Annotated in this window: 15 protein-coding genes and 2 tRNA genes; 2 read left to right on the top strand and 15 right to left on the bottom strand. The window is 44.1% G+C overall.

The window, feature by feature from the left end:
* On the bottom strand, positions 1–1533 hold a 1533-nt coding region (locus ABIL00_04905; GenBank protein ID MEO0110093.1), incomplete at its 3' end, for a hypothetical protein.
* Between the two features lie 814 nt (positions 1534–2347).
* Here ABIL00_04905 and ABIL00_04900 point away from each other — a divergent pair.
* A tRNA-Val gene (locus tag ABIL00_04900) sits at positions 2348–2421 on the top strand.
* Between the two features lie 46 nt (positions 2422–2467).
* Here the strand turns inward: ABIL00_04900 and rplU are convergent.
* Both rplU and secG read right to left on the bottom strand, forming a co-directional pair.
* Positions 2468–2785 (bottom strand): 50S ribosomal protein L21, encoded by a 318-nt coding sequence (gene rplU, locus ABIL00_04895; GenBank protein MEO0110092.1) that lies wholly within the window; start codon positions 2783–2785, stop codon positions 2468–2470.
* 1 nt (position 2786) lies between these two features.
* On the bottom strand, positions 2787–3062 hold the full coding sequence (gene secG, locus ABIL00_04890) for a preprotein translocase subunit SecG (protein MEO0110091.1): 276 nt from the start codon (positions 3060–3062) through the stop codon (positions 2787–2789).
* A gap of 204 nt (positions 3063–3266) precedes the next feature.
* Between secG and ABIL00_04885 the strand changes: the two genes are divergently transcribed.
* Entirely contained in the window at positions 3267–6131 is a 2865-nt protein-coding gene (locus ABIL00_04885; protein ID MEO0110090.1) for an SBBP repeat-containing protein, read from the top strand.
* Between the two features lie 24 nt (positions 6132–6155).
* On the opposite strand, the gene rpsG is transcribed toward ABIL00_04885, so the two are convergent.
* From rpsG to rpmG, 12 genes are all read right to left on the bottom strand, one after another.
* The gene (gene rpsG / locus ABIL00_04880; protein MEO0110089.1) at positions 6156–6626 is read right to left on the bottom strand and encodes a 30S ribosomal protein S7; all 471 of its coding nucleotides are present in this window, start codon (positions 6624–6626) and stop codon (positions 6156–6158) included.
* A gap of 8 nt (positions 6627–6634) precedes the next feature.
* Entirely contained in the window at positions 6635–7018 is a 384-nt protein-coding gene (gene rpsL / locus ABIL00_04875; GenBank protein MEO0110088.1) for a 30S ribosomal protein S12, read from the bottom strand.
* Positions 7019–7021: 3 nt separating this feature from the next.
* A complete protein-coding gene (gene rpoC / locus ABIL00_04870; GenBank protein ID MEO0110087.1) occupies positions 7022–11041 on the bottom strand; it encodes a DNA-directed RNA polymerase subunit beta' in 4020 nt (1339 codons plus the stop codon).
* Positions 11041–14736, bottom strand: coding sequence for a DNA-directed RNA polymerase subunit beta (rpoB, locus tag ABIL00_04865; protein ID MEO0110086.1), 3696 nt, complete (start codon positions 14734–14736; stop codon positions 11041–11043). Before rpoB ends, rpoC begins: the two co-directional genes overlap by 1 nt.
* A 57-nt stretch (positions 14737–14793) precedes the next feature.
* Positions 14794–15180: a 50S ribosomal protein L7/L12 gene (gene rplL / locus ABIL00_04860; GenBank protein MEO0110085.1), complete on the bottom strand. Its 387-nt coding sequence runs from the start codon at positions 15178–15180 to the stop codon at positions 14794–14796.
* A 90-nt stretch (positions 15181–15270) separates the two neighbouring features.
* Positions 15271–15777, bottom strand: a complete 507-nt coding sequence (gene rplJ / locus ABIL00_04855; GenBank protein ID MEO0110084.1) for a 50S ribosomal protein L10 — start codon at positions 15775–15777, stop codon at positions 15271–15273.
* Between the two features lies 1 nt (position 15778).
* Positions 15779–16489, bottom strand: coding sequence for a 50S ribosomal protein L1 (gene rplA / locus ABIL00_04850; GenBank protein ID MEO0110083.1), 711 nt, complete (start codon positions 16487–16489; stop codon positions 15779–15781).
* 1 nt (position 16490) lies between these two features.
* Positions 16491–16922 carry a 50S ribosomal protein L11 gene (rplK, locus tag ABIL00_04845; GenBank protein ID MEO0110082.1) on the bottom strand — a complete coding sequence of 144 codons (432 nt, stop codon included), beginning with the start codon at positions 16920–16922 and terminating at the stop codon, positions 16491–16493.
* 8 nt (positions 16923–16930) lie between these two features.
* Positions 16931–17455 carry a transcription termination/antitermination protein NusG gene (gene nusG / locus ABIL00_04840; GenBank protein MEO0110081.1) on the bottom strand — a complete coding sequence of 175 codons (525 nt, stop codon included), beginning with the start codon at positions 17453–17455 and terminating at the stop codon, positions 16931–16933.
* A 4-nt stretch (positions 17456–17459) separates the two neighbouring features.
* The gene (gene secE / locus ABIL00_04835) at positions 17460–17660 is read right to left on the bottom strand and encodes a preprotein translocase subunit SecE (protein MEO0110080.1); all 201 of its coding nucleotides are present in this window, start codon (positions 17658–17660) and stop codon (positions 17460–17462) included.
* A gap of 26 nt (positions 17661–17686) precedes the next feature.
* A tRNA-Trp gene (locus tag ABIL00_04830) sits at positions 17687–17760 on the bottom strand.
* Positions 17759–17905 (bottom strand): 50S ribosomal protein L33, encoded by a 147-nt coding sequence (rpmG, locus tag ABIL00_04825; protein ID MEO0110079.1) that lies wholly within the window; start codon positions 17903–17905, stop codon positions 17759–17761. Before rpmG ends, ABIL00_04830 begins: the two co-directional genes overlap by 2 nt.

Here is a 17905-nt window from a genome sequence, read left to right as displayed (position 1 = left end):
TAACTGGGTTGAGCATTTTGCGGCGATACTTCCCCTCTGCTGGGCGGTCCAGGGGTCAAATTGGATTACCCTTTCGTCATTCGGAGTAAGGTCTTCCACTGACTTAATGCTGGAATAGGTGCCAATGGTAAACTTCACACTGAAATCAATTGTCCCTTCGCCAAAGTTTTTTACCTTAGCGGATGGATTTACTGTTTGCCCGGAATCAATCGTGCCGCTGGGAGATAAAATCTCGGTTACGCCAACATCTAAATTGCCCATTGTTATCGTCACAAGTCCGGTTTGGGCGTTATTGTTAATTACCGAATCGCGATAATAAGCGGTTGAGCATCTTTTGAGATAAGTTCCGGGCGATTGGGTTACAATCCAATCCGGGAAATTAACTTGTTGGTTGGTATAAGGGTTTAATGGGTCAACAATTAAAAGGGCGTTATAGAAATCGCCAATCCGATAGTAAACTGGTGTGCCAATCACATAGGGACTAAAATTGGCAATGGTCGCGGAGACCGAGACGGTATCACCAAATTCAACAAGACTGGGGGGTGAGTTTAGAGATAAAGTGGTCATATCAATCCAGGGGGTGCTGATACCATCTAAGGTTATATCATCAATATAAACACCGTCATAGGTTGTGGAACCATCGCTTTGGAAACGAAATCTTAAACCATCCGCATTATTGGGTATGGTGTAGGAATAGTTGGTCCAACTGGCATAGCCGGAGAATGTGGCGAGGGTGTACCAATTGCCACCAGAGCGATACTGGATTGTTAAATAATCCTGAGGGCTCTGGGTATCGTAGTACATCCAGAATTGGAGGAGACCATAATCATAATTGGTTAAGTTGAAATATCTATCAATCCAGTTATCCTGATAATTATAATAACCATAGCCATCAATTGGCGAACATTTGACACTATTGGGGGTTGAACGATAGCGATAGGTAACTTTTGTCCAGTTGTAGTTTCCCCCCAATTGCCAGTTTTCTGGAAAGTAATTGCCATTTTCTAAGAATAGCCGATTGGTCGTCCGATTAACACCGTAAAGGATAACATCGTCAATATAGACTCCTTCATCAGTGCCACTCCCATCACTATAAAAGCGGAAACGGATGCGATTGGCACTGTTGGGGATATTGGTAATGGTGATTATCTGCCAGGAGGGATAATTTCCTGCTCTCTGCCAGGCAGTTGTCCAACTTGTTCCCCCATCCGTAGAGTATTGAAACTGGCAATAATCGTTGCCCTCGGTCTTTTGCCAGACCCAAAAGGTTAGGACTCCTAAGTTGTAAGATGTGAGGCTTATTGTCCGCATCAGCCAGACATCAACATTATTATTGTAATTATCATAAGGGGTTGATTTTATAGAATAAGAATGGGAATACCACCGGTTTGATTTTTGCGACCAGTAGTTTCCTGAAGTGCCGCCGAGCGTCCAGGAGCCAGGGAAATTTGTCATATCATCTCCAAAGAGAACCCTTTGGGCAAAAGAGGTGCTAAAAAGAAGTAAAAATATAAAAATTAACCCTTTTTTCATATCCTCTCCTATCTCTCCATTTTTCTAATTATAGCAAAAATTTTGAAAAAATCAAGGGCTCAGTTTTCATCAAAAATAATCTTATCCGTCTCAGGCGGAATGGATTATAAATATCCCAAAAAAGTATACAAAATGAAAGATAAATGGTCAATAATTAAAGCTAACCTCAAAAATTATCGCTCCATATCAAAAAAGAAGAAGCAGAAATTCTTATTGAATTAGCCTCAAAAATTTCCATCTCAACAATGGTAAGATTTTATTTTGATGAAAGACGGCCGGCGCGGGGCAAAGAATGTTTTATTAACACCTCATAAACCGTAAAAATTTTTTCGACAAAGGTTAGGAAATAGGGGAGAGCGTTTTGGGTTGACATCCTTTTGTGTCTGGATGACCCGAGGGATTAAATCGTAACGCACCTTGTTGATTTCCCATCGGACGGTCTTGTAATATTCAACCAAAGCGTCAGAGATTGATTTTTCCGAAAGGCTCGTCTCCGTGATGGTTTGCAATTGGAAGAGCAAATAAGAAATAAAGCGACAAGAACACTAAAAATGAGGCCAGCCATTTCCGCTAAAATGTTACTAAGATAGCCTTTCCCATCAATTGAGAAACCAACCAAGAGAATTATTAAAACAAGGAAGATGCTACCTAAAATTAAAAACTTTCCGTTGTTATTCATTTTCATCCAATTTTTTATATTATATTTTTTGAGAGAAATTAGTCAACTTTCAAAATTGCGCAAAGATAATTTACCCGAAAAGGAAGGTTCATTCGCCCCCTTGACTTTAAATAGTCTTTGCTTAAGATGAGAAAAGGGCGGTTAGCTCAACTGGTTAGAGCGTCGGTCTCACATACCGAAGGTTAGAGGTTCAATTCCTCTACCGCCCAATTTTTATTAAAGAAAGGTGGGATTTGTGATTCTATCGCAAGTGGGTTATTGGGGAGGGTTAATTTTCGTTATTTCAATTTTGGTGAGTAAATCACGGTGTCCTTTTTTTCGCCGATAGTTCTCCCGCCGGCGGAACTTAAAAACAATTATCTTTTTCCCCTTAAAATGAGATAGAACCTTGGCTTCCACCGAGGCGCTAGCAATGGTTGGATTGCCGATAATTGTCCTTTCGGGGGTCTTCAAAAATAGGACCTCGTCAAACTTAATCGTTTCTCCTTCGGGAACCGGACAGTTGGGAATGATAATCTTATCCCCTTCTTTAACTAAATATTGAAACCCCTTTATTTTAGCAATGGCTAACATCTCACCGTCCCCTTTCTTCGGTTGTTGGTTTTTGAGGTAATTGGGTCCGACTCTGCCGGGCGGAGGTCATAACCAGAAGGAGGGAAGTGAGGAGGAAGATCGCGGCTAAGGCAGAGGTGAGTTTGGTCATAAAGGGAGAGATACCACCGCCGCCGAAAATTGATTCCCCGCCGCCGAAAACAGTTGACATTCCGCCTTTCTGCGGTTGCTGTAAAAGAACGACCAAAATCAAAATGATCGCAACCAAAAAATGAAATACCAATAATACTGTAAACATAGTTTATAATACCTATTTTTTTTCTTTTGTCAACTCTCCAATTCTTTGGGCTATAATTCTGGACCTTCCTATTTCTTTTTTAACTTCCTCTTCCTTAGGGAAGGCAAAGGTTCGGGTTGAATTATTGGGGAAGGGAGTGAAGATGGCGATTGACTTTTTATTTTTTTGGTGTTATAATGAGTTATAAAGTTTAGGGGAGCGAATATGAAATGGTTAAAATTTTTCTTTTCTATATTTTCTTTCAATTTTCTTTTCTCCCAGGTTGATACCCTTTGGGTGAGAATCTATCATAGCCCTTCCCCCGCTCGGGCGGCGGTTTGCCAAATGGATAAGTTAGGCAATATTTATATTGGCGGCTTCATCGAGCGAGGAGGAAATCGGGACGATTTTCTCCTCCTAAAATATGACCCAAATGGTAACCTCATTGACAGCGCCTTCTTTAATAACCATTTAGCAAACGATTCCGAAATGATTACCGCAATGGTTCTTGATGATTCGGGTAATCTCTATGTGACCGGTTGGAGTAAGGGAATGGGAACGGACCGGGATTACCTAACGATAAAATATGATTCCAATTTGGATACCGTGTGGACAAGAAGATTTACTGGTGATTTATTTGACGTCCCCTCAGGAATTGCGCTGGATAAGGACAGGAATGTTTTAGTTACTGGTATGAGCCAAAGGCAAGGGGTTAATTATGACTATTTGACGATAAAATATGCTTCTAATGGCGAGCTCCTCTGGCATAGGTATTATGCGGGTTCGGATAGCGCCAATGACAGTGCCGCTGCGGTCATTACGGATAGTGCCGGGAATGTTTATGTTACAGGCTATATCTCTCACAATGGTTCCGAAGATTTTCTAACAATAAAATATAGTCCTAATGGGGAAACCATCTGGACTCGGAGATACAACCGTGCTGCTGGCAGGGAGGATAAAGGATTACTTCTCAATCTTTCTCCAAATGGAAATCTTTTTGTTGTCGGGTATACGGAAGCGAGCAACGGATTTTATGATATTGGAATGGTTAAATATAGTTTAAATGGGGAGACCATTTGGATCCGTAACTATAATCGTTCTTCCACCAATGATGATGATTTACCAAGAGCCATTGTTTCCGATGCTAATGGGAATCTTTACGTCACTGGCTCTTCCTGGGATGGGAGTAATGAAGACTTTCTCACCTTAAAATATGACGGGCAGGGTAATCGGATATGGGATTTATCTTATGACCGAAATAATAACCGAGAGTGCGCAGTTGCTTTATGCCTTGATGAAAAGAGTAACGTTTATGTGGGAGGGAGTAGTTACGACCCAAATTCCGACTTTGATTTCCTTTTAATCAAGTACTCTCCCTTGGGGAAGAGGGAATGGGTGAAACGATACGTGCGAAGCGGGAGAGACGAATTGGTTGGAATAAATCTTGACAATTTTAATGATATCTATCTAATAGGAAATTTCTCGGGAGGGGAGATCGGGATTATCAAATACCACCAAATAAGAGATATTGGTGTTGATTCCCTTCTTTCTCCTGCTGGAGAATTTGATGCTTATACTGCCCGGGTCCCAAGAGCAAGGATAATCAATTATGGGGGAACGGAGGAGCATTTCGCCTGCCAATTTACCATTTTCCGAAAAGGACAGGTTATTTACTCTCGGACTCTGGATACTCTCCTTTCCGCCTTAGACACGATTGAGATTCAATTTCCGGGCCTTCTTTTCACAATTGGCGATACCTATACCGCAAAGTGCTCAACCTTACTTATTGGCGACGAGAATCCTACTAATAATTTCAAGATCGGTACTTTTATTGTTAGACCACCAACACCAGCGGGTTGGGTTATGAAACCTTATCTCCTTTTTGGACCGAGTCAAAAGCCAGTAAAATACGGTGGCAGTTTGGTGGCGGTGCGGGGTAGATATATCTATGCCTTTAAGGGAAATAATACGAACGAATTTCAGATGTATAGTATCTCAGGGGACAGTTGGACGATGAGATGCAGTATTCCCTATGCCCCGGATGGTAAAAGGAGGATAAAAAATGGAGCGGCCCTCACTTATGATGGGGTAGATAGCGTGATCTATGCAATAAAAGGGGGAAATACCTTGGAATTTTGGAAGTATTTTACCAACCAAGATACTTGGCACCAAATAGCAAAGGGAGTTCCCTTGGGTTATTCTGGGAAAAAGGTGAAATACGGTTCGGGATTGGCTTATTTACGGCAGGGTCAAAATCGCTACATCTATTTTTTGAAAGGAAGCAGAACGAGGGAATTTTATCGCTATCATATTCAGGGTGATTCTTGGACCACTTTGCCAGAAGTCCCTCCCGGTAAAAGTCAAAAAGAGTGCAAGGCAGGAAGCTGCCTTGTAAGGGCGGGTGATTATATCTATTGTGTGAAATCTCATTATAATGAATTTTTTGCCTACGATTATGATAATGGGGAATGGCAAACGAGGAGGGATGTGCCTTTATTTAATCGCTTGGGGAAAAGAAGCCGTGTGCGGGATGGGGCAGCGATGGCTTATGATGGGAGCCGGCGTATTGTCTACCTCCTCAAAGGTGGGAATACCGATGAATTCTGGGGTTATTTCCCAGAATTAGATACCTGGGTGGAGTTACCACCAATTCCTACTTATCCTTCAAACAGAAAGGTGAAGAGCGGAGGGGCATTAGCGCAGGCCGGTGGCAATATCTACGCCCTAAAAGGAAACCGAACTTTTGAATTCTGGATGTTCTCCTGGGATACCACCGAGAAGAGATTTTTAGAAGAGGATGAGGAAGAAATTACCGAAAAAGAAGGAGAGTTAAGAAAGGGTTTTCACTTTTCCGTTTATCCAAATCCCAATACGGGAAAGTTTTTCGTATCCTATTTTCTACCCGAAAGGGATAATCTTGTCTTGCTAATTTATGACCCGGCAGGTCGGCTCCTCCAAAAAATAGAGAAGAAGGGAGAGGGAGGTGAGAATAATTTCTCTTTGGAACTCAATCTGCCCAGTGGGGTTTATTTTTTAAGGTTCCACCCACAAGGGAGGGAAGGTTTATATCGGAAGATAATAATTAAATAAAAGACTTACCGATTACTTTTTACCTTACCACCGGAAATGGGCAAATGCGCGGTTTGCTTCCGCCATCTTGTGAGTATCTTCCTTCTTCTTAACCGCTGCTCCCTGTCCCTTTGCCGCATCAATCAGTTCGTTAGATAATCTCTCCACCATTCGGTATTCACTTCGGGCCCTGGCCGCTTGGATTATCCACTTTATCGCTAAAGAGTCCCGCCGACGGGGTGGCACTTCCACCGGAATTTGATAAGTTGCACCCCCAACCCGGCGGGGTCTCACCTCTAAAAGGGGGCGGACATTATTTAATGCTTTTTGGAAAATTGCAAAACCGTCTTCTTTTGTCTTTTTTTCAATTAACTTTAAGGCGGAGTAGAAGATTTTCTGAGCGATTGTCTTTTTCCCTTCCCACATCAGATTATTTATAAACTTGGTGACGAGGCTTGAATTATAAACTGGATCTGGAGGCACGGTTCTCACTTCGGCTCTCTTTCTTCTAGCCATAACTCCTCCTAACTCTGCTTCTCTTTTGGTCTTTTTGCTCCATATAAAGAACGACCCTTCCTTCTTCCTTCCACACCCGCGCAGTCATAAACACCTCTTACTACATGATACCGAACACCCGGTAAGTCCTTTACCCGACCACCCCGCACTAAGACGATTGAGTGTTCTTGTAAGTTATGACCTTCGCCGGGGATATAGGCGATTATCTCATAGCCGCTCGTCAGTCTTACTTTACAAACTTTGCGTAATGCTGAATTTGGCTTTTTGGGTGTTGTGGTATAGACCCGAGTGCAAACTCCTCTTCTTTGAGGCGAAGAACGCAAAGCCGGGGTTTTAGAAATTTTTTTGGGTTTTTCTCTTTTTCTTCTTACTAATTGGTTAATCGTCGGCATAATTTATCCAGCCTCCCTTTGTTCTTTCTCCTCTTTAGTTTCCATCACTTTTTTTCTAAATTCCCGAAATCCCGTTCCAGCGGGAATCAAGCGACCAACGATCACGTTTTCTTTTAAGCCACGGAGGTAATCAATTCTTTGTGCAATGGCGGCTTCGGAAAGAATGCGGGTCGTTTCTTGGAAAGAAGCGGCAGAAAGAAAACTTTCGGTAAGAAGTGCCGCTCGGGTGATCCCCAGAAGGATTGGTTGATGCCTAATGGGCTTCCGGTTCTCTTGAGACAATTTTTTATTCTCTTCCAAGACCCTCTGTCTTTCCACAATTTCGTCTTCCGAGAAATTAGAATCGCCTGGGTCTTCAATTTTTACTTTTCGTAACATCTGCCGCACGATTATTGAAATATGTTTATCATCAATCTTCACATTTTGGATTCGGTAGACAGCCAATATCTGGTTGGCAAGGAATTCCTGAACCGCCAGCCATCCTTTGACCTTTAAGACATCGTGAGGGTCGATCTCTCCTTCACAAAGTTTATCTCCGGCTTTCACCTTATCCCCACTTCTTACCAAGAGATACTTTCCGTAGGGAATCCGATAAGACTTCTCCATCCCTTCTTGGGAGATTACCTTCACGGTTCTCATTCCCAGATGTGGTTCCTCCACCTCCACCGTGCCCTCAATCTCCGAAATAATTGCCGGGTCTTTTATCCGCTTCGCTTCAAATAGTTCCGCAACCTTTGGTAAGCCACCTGTGATATCTTTTATTTTAGCCACCTCTTTTAAGAAGCGGGCTAAGGTATCACCTGCCATCACTCTCTGATTATCCTCCACCACCAAATAGGCATCCTTAGGTAGAGGATGTTTTTCTAAAATGCGTCCTTCTTCGTCAATTATTTCAATTCGTGGGTGCCTTTTTCTTTCTCGGTCTTCAGTGATAATCTTTTCTCGGCGTTCCGTTCGTTCGTCAACATCCTCCCGCAAGGTGATGCCTAATTCAATATCCGCATATCTCACCCGACCCGATTTTTTTGCCATTATGAGAATGGAATAGGGTTCCCATTCAAAAAGGGTCGCCCCTTCCTTTACTTCCTCTTTATCTCTAACTTTAATAATTGCTCCTTCGGGGACTTCATAATTGAGGACCCGATGGTTATGAGAGAGGATGATCTTACCCGGTGCGAGAGCCACGGTTTCCCCATCCGAGCGTTTAACAACCGATAATCTATCAAATTTTACTACACCATCAAACTTCGCTAATGCCTTATTTTCTTCGGAAACACCGGTTGCCGCACCCCCCATATGGAAAGTTTTTAAAGTGAGCTGGGTTCCTGGTTCTCCAATTGATTGAGCGGCAATTATCCCTACCGCCTCTCCCACTTCTACCAATCTCCCCGTTGCCGGATTTCGGCCGTAACATTTCACACAAAGGCCATGAGGCGCCTCACAGGTTAGAACCGAGCGGACCTTGACGGTGGTAATTCCGGAATTTTCTATCTCCTCTGCTGCCTCTTCGGTGATCTCTTCTCCAGCTTTGACAATTACCTCCTTCGTAATCGGATTGATGATGTCTTCTACAGGAATCCGCCCCAAGATTCTCTCCGAAAGCGGTTCAATGATATCACCCCCCTCGCGCAGAGCGGAGACCTCTTGTCCCAAGATGGTTCCGCAGTCTTCCATAGTAATGACGACATCCTGCGCCACATCTACTAAGCGGCGGGTTAAATAACCTGCCTCAGAGGTTTTGAGAGCGGTGTCGGTTAATCCTTTACGCGCCCCATGGGTGGAAATGAAATATTCCCAAACCGAAAGCCCTTCTTTGAAAGAACTTTTGATTGGGGTTTCAATAATTTCTTCGCCCACAATTTTCCGTTGGGGTTTGGACATTAATCCGCGCATTCCACCGATTTGAACTGCCTGACTTTTGGAACCCCGGGCGCCCGAATCTAAAAGGAGAAATAGGGGGTTAAAGCCACTTTTATCTGCTTCCAAGGCTTTCATCAATGCCGATTCCACCCGCGCCGCAGCCTGGGTCCAGGTGCTAACTACTAAGTTGTACTTCTCACTTTCAGAAATGAGGCCCCGGCGGTAGTTGTGGTAATGACGCTTTAATTCTTCTTCACTCTCTTTTAAGATCTTTGGTTTCTCCTTGGGAACAACAATGTCATCCATTCCGATGGAGATGCCGGCGATGGTGGCAATTTCAAACCCTAAGTCTTTGATGTCGTCAAGGAGTTTGGCCGCCCTTTCGCTTCCTAGCTTTCGGTGGCACTGATAAATTAGGGAGGCGAGTTTCTCTTTATTAAAAAGGTCATTAGCAAAACGGAGGGTTTCGGGCAGAATCTTATTGAAGATCACCCGGCCGACAGTTGTCTCGTAATCCGTATTATTGTAGCGAAACTTAATCATCGTATGCAATTCCATCTCACCCAATTCGTAAGCGGAGATAATTTCATTAAAATCGGCATAAACCCTATCGATCCGCTTCGCCTGGGGATTGAGTTTTGTTAGATAGTAGATACCCGCTACGATATCTTGGGTCGGAACCATTAGTGGCTTGCCGTGAGCCGGCGAGAGGATATTAAAAGGTGCGAGAAGCAGGAGCATCGATTCTAAAATCGCCTCTGGAGTGAGAGGAAGATGAACCGCCATCGTATCCCCGTCAAAATCAGCATTGAAAGGTGGACAGACACAAGGATGAATCCCAATTGCCCGATGTTCTACTAGAACGGGGAAGAAGGCTTCAATTGAAGGTCGGTGGAGGGTCGGGGCACGATTTAAGAGCACAGGATGGTCTTTTGTGATCTCCTCTAAAATTTCCCAGACTTCGGGCGGGCATTTTTTATGGAGAAGTTTAGCCGCGTTTTCCCCCTCGGTTAATTTCTTCTCCTCGAACTTCCGCATAATGAGGGGCTTGAATAATTCGTAGGCGATTTCTTTTGGCAGGGCACACTGGTGGAGACGGAGTGTTGGGTCAACAACGATGACCGAACGGCCAGAATAGTCAACTCTCTTACCTAAAAGGTTCCTTCGGAATCGGCCTTGTTTTCCGCGGAGCGTTTCGCAGAGGGATTTGAGAATTTTTCCCCCTGCTCCCTTTGCTGGCCGGGGGCGGGTTTCGTTAGAGAAAAGAGCATCAACCGCATCTTGTAACATCCTTTTTTCGTTTTTTAGAATGATATTGGGGGTTTTGATACTCAAAAGATGTTTTAAGCGATTGTTCCGGACGATTACTCGTTTATAAAGATCGTTCAAATCAGAAGTGGCGAAACGACCGCCTTCCAATGGCACTAAGGGTCTCAAATCGGGAGGAATGACGGGGATCGCTTCTAATATCATCCATTCGGGTTTCACTTCGGAATTCCGGAAAGCTTCCACAACCTTTAACCGCCGAAGGAGAGAAAATCGCTTGGAAGGCTCCCGATCCATTCTTACCTTCAAGTCTGCCGCCAAATCATCTAAGTCCAATTTTGACAAAAGGTACTTTAAAGCAACCGCTCCCGTCTCGGCAAAGAATTTCTCATATTTATCCTTGATTTCCAAATAGTCCTCTTCCTCTAAGAGGTCACCGCGGTTGTAGGGAGAAGCACCCGGTTCTAAAACGACGTAAACTTCGTAATTTAATATGCTTTCAATTTCGTTAATGGTGAGATCTAAGAGAAGACCGATTTTAGAAGGAGGAACCTGATAAAAAAGAACGTGAGCCACTGGTACCACCAGTTTTATATGACCCATTCGCTCCCGCCGGACTTTAGAGAGGGTTACTTCAACCCCGCACCGGTCACAGATGATTCCTTTATACCGAATCTTTTTAAATTTACCACAGTTGCATTCGTAATCTCTTACCGGACCAAAAATTCTTTCGCAGAAGAGGCCATCCCTTTCCGGTTTTTGCGTCCGGTAATTAATAGTATCTGGTTTTGTTACTTCCCCCCAAGACCACCCTTTTTCTTTTACTGACTTTTGAATTAATTCCGGAGAAACAAGGGTGAGTCGGAGGGTATCAAAGTCTTTGAATATCTCTTCCATTATTTCTTCTCCTTTTCTTCTTTCATCTTTTCCGGAATTAAATCTAAACAGAGGCCCCGTAATTCCTTAGTCAACACGGAGAAGGAGGCAGGGATTTTTGGTTCCGGTGGCGATTTCCCTTTGAAAAGGGATTCAAAAAGTTCGGTCCTGCCTTCCACATCGTCGGATTTGATGGTGAGCATCTCTTGAAGGGTATGAGCGGCACCGTAGGCTTCTAATGCCCAGACTTCCATTTCCCCAAAGCGCTGACCACCAAATTGCGCTTTACCTCCTAAGGGTTGCTGGGTGATTAAAGAATACCGACCAACCGCTCGGGAATGGATTTTATCATCAACCATATGGATAAGTTTCATCATATACATATAACCAACCACTACTTTTTCCTTAAAGGGGAGACCCGTACGCCCGTCGTAAAGAGTAACTTTTCCATCAGGGGGAAGCCCCGCTTTTTTCAATTCTTCTTTTATCTCTTCTACGGACGGTCCCTCAAACGGCGGAGCAATTGCCTGATAGCCTAAACGTTTCGCTGCCCAGCCTAAAACAGTTTCTAAAATTTGACCGATATTCATTCTTGAAGGTACACCTAAGGGGTTGACAACCATATCTACTGGTGTGCCATCGGCTAAGAAAGGCATATCCTCCACGGGCAAAATTTTCGCGACGACACCCTTACCTCCATGGCGATTAGCCATCTTGTCACCGACACTCAACCGCCGCTTCTGGGCGATGAAGACCCTGACCCATTTTAAGACTCCGTGGGGAAGTTCGTCTCCCTGCAATAATTTTTCCTTCCCTTTTGCTAGTTCGTCCTCGCACATCTTTCTCTCGATTTCGTATTCTTTCAAGACATTGGCAATCTCTTTTAACTTTTTTTCGGATTCAACAATCCGGTCAAAATCTTTTACCTTGCTGATCTTTCCGGAGCGGAAAAAGTCTTCGGTAAATTTCTCCCCTTTCCGGAGAAGGATGTTGTCTTTATTATCTTTCACATTGACCGCTGCCTCTTCCCCTAAAAGGATATTTCGCAATCGGTCGTCCCGCCGATTCTGAACAAAAAGTTTCTTCTCTTCGTATTGTTTTAGAAGTTGCATCTCTCTCTTTTTAAAGACATCTTTGGCTAGGCTACTATCATCCCGGCGGGTGAGTACTTTCACATCAATCACCGTTCCGTATACCCCCGGTTCCGCCCGTAAGGAAGTATCCCGATAATTTTCCGCCTTTTCTCCAAAAATGGCTCGGAGTAACTTCTCCTCCGGCGTAAATTCCGTTTCCCCTTTGGGAGTGATCCTTCCCACCAATATATCACCGGGGATCACTTCTGCCCCAATCCGGATGATCCCGAAGGCGTCCAAATTGGCTAAATCTTCTTCTCGGGTCCCTGGGATATCTCGGGTAATTTCTTCTGGTCCTAACTTGGTCATCCGGGCTTGGATTTCAAATTCCAAAATTTGGATGGAGGTAAAGGCGTCCTCACGTAAAAGATTTTCCGAAATTAATATTGCATCTTCATAATTGTATCCCCGCCAGGGGAGGAAAGCCACAAAGACATCTCTTCCCAAGGCTAATTCTCCCTGATCGGTGCTCGCGCCATCGGCTAATAAATCTCCCTTCTTTACTTTCATCCCTTCTTTCACTACCGGTTTTTGATTATGGCAGGTATACTGATTACTCTTAAAAAATTTTTGGAGACGCATTTCCTTAAGTCCAGAACTGGTCCGGAGTAAAATGCGCGAAGCATCAACCTTAACTACTTCCGCATCTTCCTCGGCTAAAAGTAAAAAACCTGATTCCTCCGCCCAGCGTTTTTCCACTCCCGTTGCCACCAAAGGTCTTTTAGGCATTAAAAGAGGCACCGCCTGACGTTGCATATTCGCTCCCATGAGGGCTCGGTCGGCATCATCGTGTTCTAAAAACGGAATAAGGATGGTGGAAGGGGAGAATAGTTGTTTTGGAGATATATCCATATGGGTAACTTCCTCCGGGGGGACAGTAATCACATCTCCGCGCCGACGGGCAATCACCTCTTTGGCGACGATTCTTCGGTTTTCATCAATTGGGGTGTCCACTGCCGCAATAGTTAGCTCTTCTTCCTCGTCCGGACTCACGTACTGAATTTCTTTCGTCACAACACCGTCCTTAACTTTCCAATAGGGTGTCGTGATGAAACCGTGTTCATTAATGTCCGCATAAGTGGCGATGGTATTTATTAACCCGATGTTCGGGCCTTCTGGCGTCTCAATGGGGCAGATCCGTCCGTAATGGGAATAATGGACATCCCGAATTTCAAAACCGGCTGTCTCCTTAGTCAGCCCTCCGGGACCGAGAGCCGAGATTCTTCTCTTATGAATAAGACTGGAAAGGGGATTAGTTTGTTCCATAAATTGGCAGAGGGGATTTTGGGTGAAAAATTTCATCACAAGGGTAGATACTCCCCGAGTATTAATTAATTCGTGGGGTGTTAATTGGGTATTTTCCAACAGAGCGGCGCGTTCCCGAATACTTTGGGCTAACTGCTGGAGTGCGATTCGGAAATGGTTAGTTAAAAGTTCCCCAACCGCTCGCACCCGACGGGCAATCAGGTGGTCTACGTCATCTGGAGGTAAAAGCCGATGGTGGAAAAGGAGAGCCCGCTTGGCCATTTTGATGATATCGTCACGGGTTAAACCCGTCTCCGTAAGAGGGAGGTTTTCATTAAATATCCGATTCAATCGATACCGTCCACAGCTCCCCAATTCAAATCGGCGTTTATCAAAAAGAATTCCCATGACGACACTTTCGGCAATTTCTAAGGAATGGGCGGCAATCCCTCGGATGCGGTGGTAGATTTTTCTTAAGGCATCTTCTTTGGAGGTGGTCGAATCTTGTTTTAAACTCTGCAGGATGACAGAGAGGCCGGGAGTATCCCTCCGTACGCACTTCGCTTTTTTAATCCCTTTCGTGGTAAGAAAATCATAAATCCCGGTGGTTACTTCATCGCCCACATCACAGTAAACCCTTCCCTCCTCTCCGGTAATCTTTTCCACAATCACATCCCCAACCTCTATCTCTTTCTCTTCTACGGAAAAGAGTTTCTCAAAAATTTCCGACAGCGAAAAGCCAAGCGCTCGGAAAAAGGTAAAAATTGGAATTCGGCGGTGTCGGTCTAAAAGGACAACCATCTGTTCATTAGCATCAATCCGCATTTCAAACCAAGCACCCCGGAGGGGAACTAAAAGGATTGATTCCTCCCCCTCCTCTCTTTGGAGGTAGAGACCCGGCGCCCGGTGGAGTTGGCTGACAACGACCCGTTCGATACCATTGATGATAAAGGTTCCCTGCTTCGTCATGAGGGGAAAGTCCATTAGAAAAATCTTCTGCTCCACAACACCTTTTGTCCGATACCCCTCCTTTGATGGTGCGCGGCGGATAAGGCGAAAATTGACATAGAGTGGTACGGAATAATTTAGTCCTTTTTCAATCGCTTCTTCAATTGTATAAGTGGGTGAGGCGAATTCGTAGGAGATGTATTCTAAAACGAAATTCCGATGGGGATCTTCTATTGGGAAGACTTCCCGGAAGAGTGCCTCCAAACCTTCGCATTTCCGCTTTTCCGGTGGGGTATCCATCTGGAGAAAAGAGTGATAAGACTTTAACTGAATTGATAATAATGGTGGTATATCCCAAAAATGTTTTAATTTCGCAAAATACTTTTTCATTTTCTTTAGAGCCCCTTAATCAAGAATCAATCCCACCTGCTTCCGGCATCTATTGTCTTACTTTATTTCAACCTTCGCCCCTACTTCCTCCAATTTTGCTTTTATCTTCTCTGCCTCTTCTTTATTAACTCCTTGTTTAATAATACTTGGTACATTGTCAATCAAGTCCTTCGCTTCCTTTAAACCAAGATTAGTGAGGGCGCGTAACTCTTTGAGCACTTGAATTTTCTTATCACCCACCGAGATGAGAGACACCGTAAATTCGGTTTTCTCCTCCTTTACTTCCGTTGCTGGCTGTGCGGTTACCGGTCCGGGCGCCGCCTGGGGCATAAAGACGGAACCGGTAATTCCAAACTTCTCCTTCAAAGCCTGGACTAAACTGTGAAGTTCACTCACACTCAATTGCTCAATCATACTAACCAACTCTTCTACCTTCGTTGGCATGTTATCCTCCATAAATTTTTATTATACTTCACTTTTTCTAAATTGTCAAATGTTTTTGATTTTAGAATTATAAGCACTTTTCGGAAATTGTCAATGACCTTTCTTTTCCATCTCCGTTAGAGTGGCAATAAGATCGTTCAGGAGACCTTCCAAAAGCGCTATTAATTGGGCGATAGGGGAGAGGAGAGAAGAGAAAAGGTGGGAAAGTAGTTCTTGTCGGGAGGGGATACTGGCTAAGAGATCAAACTGATTCGCCGCGAAGACCTCTTTCTCAATAATCGCCCCTTTAAATTTAAAAGGGTAGTTTTTCTGAAAATCTTTCAGAAGACGGGCCGGGGCAATTTCATCATTTCGGCTAACGAGAATAGAAGTCGGTCCTTTTAAGAAGGGGAGAGCCTTATCCAGAATTCCGAATTCTTGTAAGGCAATTGCCGCTAACCGGTTTTTCACCACTGAGAAAGAGATGGCTGATTCTCGCAACTTTTTCCGAATGGTATTTAAATCCCCGGTCTTAATCCCCTGGTAATCAACAAAGTAAATCCCTTTTGCATCTTTTAGAAGTGCTTTTACTCTTTCTATTACTTGCTCTTTTCTCATCTCAACTCTCCTTTCGGGATAAATCAATCAATTCTTTGACATCCAACTTAAAAGAAGGTCCCATAGTGGAAGATAAATAGCAGGAACGGATATACTGCCCTTTTACACTCGGGGGTCTTAATCTTAACAGTTCACTGATTAGGGCCAAGAGATTTTTCTCCAACTTTTCTGTTTCAAAGGATACTTTGCCAATCATCGCGTGAACGTTTCCGGTTTTATCCATTTTGAATTGAATCTTTCCCGCTTTCAAACTTTTTACGGCGGAGGCGACATCAAAGGTTACCGTTCCGGTTTTTGGCGAGGGCATCAACCCTTTGGGACCTAAAATCTTTCCGATTTTACTCACCTCCGGCATAGCGTCGGGGGTGGCAACTAAAACATCAAAGTCAAGCCAACCCGATTTTATCTTTTCTAAGTATTCCTCAAAGCCGACATAATCCGCTCCCGCCTCTTTTGCCTCCTTCTCCTTCTCACCCTTCGTGATTACCAACACTTTTGTTTCCTTACCGGTGCCGTAAGGTAAAAGGACCGAGCCGCGAACCATCTGGTCTTGTTTTTTAGGGTCGGAGCCAAGTTTGATTGCCACATCAACCGATTCGTTAAAACGGGCATTAGCTAATTCTTTTACCATCCGGATTGCCTCTCCTAAAGAATAGGTCTCCTTGCCCTTAGCTTTTGTTAGAAGTTCCCGATAACGTTTACTTCGTTTCATCTTAACTCTCCTCAATCGTAATCCCCATTTGTTTTGCGGTTCCTTCAATAATCCGCATCGCTTTCGTTAAGTCGTCGGTATTTAAATCGGCAAGTTTCTTTTTTGCAATTTCCTGCAACTGACTCCGGGTAATCTTTCCCACTTTAGCCCGATTGGGTTCGGGCGAACCTTTTGCCAAACCGGCGGCTTGCTTGAGAAGGACGGAAGCGGGTGGACTCTTGGTAATGAAGGTGAAGGTGCGGTCTTGATAAATGGTAATGACCACAGGGATGATAATTCCCGGTGTCTCTTTCTGGGTCGCCGCATTAAACTGTTTGCAAAACTCAACGATATTGACTCCGTATTGACCCAATGCTGGACCAACCGGGGGCGCCGGTGTTGCCTGTCCGGCGGGGATTTGTAATTTGACCAAGGCAATCTGTTTTTTTGCCATATCAACTCCTAAATAGGTTGCACTTCAACAAAATCTAACTCTACGGGTGTTTGGCGACCAAAAATGGTAACATTTACCCGGACCCGCCGCCGTTCGGGAAAGATTTCCTCCACAGTTCCGGCGAAACCACTAAACGGTCCGGAAATTACCTTTACCGTCTCTCCCTTGGTGAAGGGAGCTTCCGGTGTCGCCTTCGTTTTCCCTTTCTCTATCTGCTGGATGATTTCTTGCACCTCTTCCTCAGTGAGAGAGAGGGGTTTCTTTCGGGTGCCTAAAATATGAGTAACTCCGGGAATCGAACTGACCAACTTAAAGGCTTCCTCGCTCTCTTCCATCTCCACAATCAGATATCCCGGATACAATTTCTTTTCCTCGGGCACAAATTCCGACTTTTTTATTTTCAGCACCCGCTCCGAAGGTAAAATTACTTGGTGGATTATCTCTTTTAAGTTCAACTCTGCAATCCTCTTCTCCAAGATCTCCTTCACCTTCCTTTCCTTACCGGTATAGGTATGGATGATATAAAATGCCATTTTCCTATCGTAGGATTAAGCGGAGTAAACCCGAAAAAAGGAAGTCAAAAAAGCCAACAAAGATGGAGAGGATGAAGGAAAGGATGATCACCATCAAAGTCGCCAGGAATAACTCGCGTCTACTCGTCCAACTCACCTTCTTTAACTCGCCAATCACTTCCTTTAAGTATTTAGTTGCCGCATCAAACATTCTCTTAAATATCATCTAATTATTCTTAAGATACTTTCAACCAGGCCAGGAGGGATTCGAACCCCCACCCCCCGGATTTGGAGTCCGGTGCTCTAACCGTTCGAGCTACTGGCCTATTTAACCTCTTTATGGACAGTGTGTTTGCGACAGAATTTACAATATTTCCGTAATTCCAATCTCTCTTGCTTATTCTTATTTTTGGTTGTTGAGTAATTCCTTCTTTTGCATTCAGCGCAGGCTAGTTGAATTAATACCCTCAT

The organism is candidate division WOR-3 bacterium, assembly GCA_039801905.1.
Classification (GTDB): domain Bacteria; phylum Hydrothermota; class Tepidihabitantia; order Tepidihabitantales; family JBDRVQ01; genus JBDRVQ01.
The sequence above is the reverse complement of the archived record's forward strand: the minus strand, read 5'-3'. Positions and strand labels throughout refer to the sequence as shown.